This is a genomic window from Streptobacillus canis (assembly GCF_009733925.1).
GTDB classification, from domain to species: domain Bacteria; phylum Fusobacteriota; class Fusobacteriia; order Fusobacteriales; family Leptotrichiaceae; genus Streptobacillus; species Streptobacillus canis.
Genome location: NZ_WOEI01000045.1, coordinates 1 through 3,785, shown reverse-complemented (window position 1 = coordinate 3,785; position 3,785 = coordinate 1). Strand labels below are relative to the sequence as shown.

The window sequence follows — 3,785 nt, the reverse complement described above, 5'->3', positions numbered from 1 at the left end:
ATAGACATAATATTGCAGGTGCATATGGTTACTATAACGGTGAACATGCATTTGCATTAGGTATTTCAGGATTAAATGAAACAGGGAATTTAGTGTATAAAGCTTCAGGATCATTAAATACTAAAGGACATGTAGCATTAGGAGCAGGATTAGGATATCAATTTGATGTTAAAACATCGACTATAAATAGAAAAGATGAAATTGAAGAATTAAGAAATGAAAATAAAAAAAATAAAGAATTAATTCAACAATTATTTGAAAAAATTTCTGAATTAGAAAAAAATAATAAATAATATTTAAGGTATAGAGCTGTCTTTATTGAAAATCTTTAAAGACAGTTTTTTATTTTAAACATATATAATTTATAAATATTTTTTGTTAATTTTTAAACAAAAAGATTTGATTGACAAAAGTATAAAAAAATTTTATAATATAATTAAATAAACAAGAAGGGAGAATTTCATAATTTTATGAAATAAATTAACAATGATTAGAAGAAAAGTATTAATTACTGCATTTTTATTGGCTGTTGTAGCTAATTTATATGCAGAAGAAGGAATTAAACTTGGAGAAAATTCAAGAGCTGTTGGGATTGATTCTATTTCGACATCGATAAATGGACAAAGTATAGGTAAAAATGCAATTACAACAGGAAAAGAATATGACAAAGAAACCTTTAAAAATGAATGGGATAAATATAAAGGTGGAGCTGAAGAACTAAAAGGATTAAAGATAAAAGTAGAAACAGAGACTAAGAAATATAATGATTTGACAGAAAAAGAAAGAGAAACTATTCAAGCAGGATTAAGAGTAGAAACATTACAAAATACAAAAGCAGCAGCTTTAGAAAAATATAGAAAATTAAATGATGAATTAATGAATTTAAAAAATCAATATCAAAATGATATTGTATCTCAAGAACAGAAATTAAATGAATTGAATAGAAGATTATATGGAATGTCAGAAATAAAAGGAATAGATATTAGAAATGACCAATCATTAGAAGATGGAGCAGATAAATTAAAAGCTTTAGTAGAAAAAGATCAAGCATTTTCTTTAGAAAAGAAATTTTATAAGGATTATATAAAAACACATTATGAAGTTTTAGGGGTATTGTCAGAGAAAAGAAATATATATTCTCGTTCAAAAAGATACAAGCTAGATAATCATTTTCTAACAAATTATCCTGATAAAAATATAGATATTGTAACACTATGGGATGATGCACATAATTTTGTTACAAATTCACCTATAGAAATAAATGGACATATAGTATATGGTAGTATAAGGTCACACAAAAAACCTTTTAATTCAGATAAAAATTTAGTATTATCAGATACATTTGAATTAAGTACAAAAATAGGCAGTGAGACAATAGACCTTACTATTGGAATTAATGATCAATTAGATGAAACTGAATATAATAAATGGGCAAAAATAAGACCAGAATATAAGAACAGAATGTTAGAACTTTATGGAAAAGTTTCGAATGGATATTTTAAATTTTCAGATGATCCTGTAGTTATGGAAATATTAAAAGAGATTGTTGATAATGATTTTGAAATGTTAGATTATCAACAAACTATTGCATATTATCAGTGGAAATACAATCAAGATAAAAATGTGGAATGGCTTGATAAAAAGAATGAATTACTTAAAAAATATTATGAAAAAGGAAGTAGAAAAAATTATCAAGATTTTATGAATAGAACGACACATAAACTTGGTATATATGATAATGGCTATATAACAGCCTCTGATTTTTTATTATATATAGCTAATAAATATAAAAAAGAAGAAATAGATAAAGTAGAAGATAAGCTTAAATTTAGTATTGAAACATTAACAGGTGAATTAACTAAATCATTGGGTATTGATAAAGAAGCATTGTTAAGAATGAAGAAAGAGTTAGTAGAAAAAGAAAAAGAAGTAAATAGAGAAAAGAAAAATTATGAAAGTATAGAAATTGATCCAAAAGATTTAGTAATTGCAGCCGAGTATACTAGAATAAAAAATGAAATAAATAAAGTAGTAGAATCAATAAGGGTTACAAAAGAAAGAATTAAAGTATTGGAAGAAGAACTTGAAAATAATCCATTAAGAAATAGAGGAGAAAATAATATTGCATATGGAACAGGTGCATTTGTAGGTGGAGACAACTCTATAGCAATAGGTAAAGATGTTACGATAGTTGGAAATAATACATCAGCTATTGGAACTTCTAATGTTATTAAAGGCGATAATTCATCAACTATGGGAAATATGAATGTAATTTATGGTGAAAATAATCATGTTCAAGGAAATAATAATATAGTTGGAAGAAAAGAAAGTCCTAAAAATGATGTGTTTATTTTAGGTTCAAATATTGATGCAAGCACTGTGGAGAATGCAGTTATTTTAGGAAATAATTCTCAAGCTGTAAGTAATGCAGTTTCTGTAGGAAGTGTAAATAATTAAAGAAGAATAGTTAATGTTGCAGATCCGATATTAGAAACAGATGCAGTTACTAAAAGATATGTTGATGTTAATGTGAAAAATACAACCTCTGGAGTTGCTTCAGCTATAGCACATGCCAATATACCGACTAATAATGTTAATAAAACACATACAATTGGTGCTTCTATGGGATATTATGAAAAAGATTGGGCTTTTTCTATAGGCTACTCTGGTATGGAAAAAAATATAGGATTTAAAGTAACTGGAGCTTTGAATTCAAGTTTAAAACCTTCAGTTGGGGCAGGGATTTCATATACATTTGGTGATATGAATGTTAAAGAAAATGGATTAGATAAAGTTACAGAAAAAATTTCTGAAAATAATAATTTAGATATAATATATAATTCATTAAAACAAAAAGATGCAGATATTAAAAGAATATTATTTGAAATATCTAATATGAAATTAGATATAAATGGTTTAAAAAAAGACTTTAATAATTTAAAAGACAGTATAAAAGTGTACGATGATACAGAGTTAAGAAATCAATTGTTAAAATTAAAAGAAAAAGTAAGTAATTTATCAAATCAAAATATAGAAACAAAAAAATCTTTAGAAAATGTAAAGTATATTGAAGAAAAATCAACAGTTCAAAAATTAGTATTGACTGATTTTGATTTTAATAAATATAATTTAAGTAAAATGAATATAGAAAAATTAAAAAAATTCTTTTTAGAAATAGAAGGCTACAATGAAATAGTAATAGTAGGTAATACAGATAAAGTTGGAACATATAAGTATAATTTAGGGTTATCTGAAAAAAGAGCTAAAGCAGTATATGATTTTATCATAAATAATTTTTCAGTTGATAGAAATAAAATATATTATTTTGGACAAGCAACTAGAAATTTAGTGAGTAAAAATGATAGTACTAATAGAAGAGTAGAAATAATTATAAAATAAAATTTTTAAGTTAATTAATAAATTGACTTATAAGTAAAATCTTAATTACGACTATTGTAAGTTTTTATAAAATACATTGAAAATTAAAAGTTGAGAAAATTTTGCTGAAAAAGTTTCTAAAACAAAATAGTTAATAGATAAGAAGCTTTTGAAAAATGAATGATTTTTCACTTTTAAATATTAAGATCAAAAAAATAAAAGGGATTAATCTAAAAAACAGATAATTTTTTTAGTGTATAGAAATAAAATTGTAAATTAATTTTAGTAAAAGCCTCTTATGATATAATAAAAATATCAAGGAGGCTTTTGCTATGAACGAAGAAAAAAAAGTAAGAAGAACAAGAAGAATTAGAGAAATGGAAGAAACAGCCTACGATAAAGCTGCA

3 protein-coding genes are annotated in these 3,785 nt (G+C 24.3%); all 3 read left to right on the top strand.

All coding sequences use genetic code 11. The annotated features are described in order from the left end of the window. Positions 1–293 (top strand): YadA C-terminal domain-containing protein (locus GM111_RS07950; RefSeq protein ID WP_197034540.1); only part of this gene is annotated, 293 nt, incomplete at its 5' end. A 193-nt stretch (positions 294–486) separates the two neighbouring features. After that, entirely contained in the window at positions 487–2,457 is a 1,971-nt protein-coding gene (locus GM111_RS07945; RefSeq protein WP_156300562.1) for a hypothetical protein, read from the top strand. Positions 2,458–2,529: 72 nt separating this feature from the next. Further along, positions 2,530–3,399: an OmpA family protein gene (locus tag GM111_RS07940; protein ID WP_156300561.1), complete on the top strand. Its 870-nt coding sequence runs from the start codon at positions 2,530–2,532 to the stop codon at positions 3,397–3,399. Positions 3,400–3,785 lie beyond the last annotated feature (386 nt).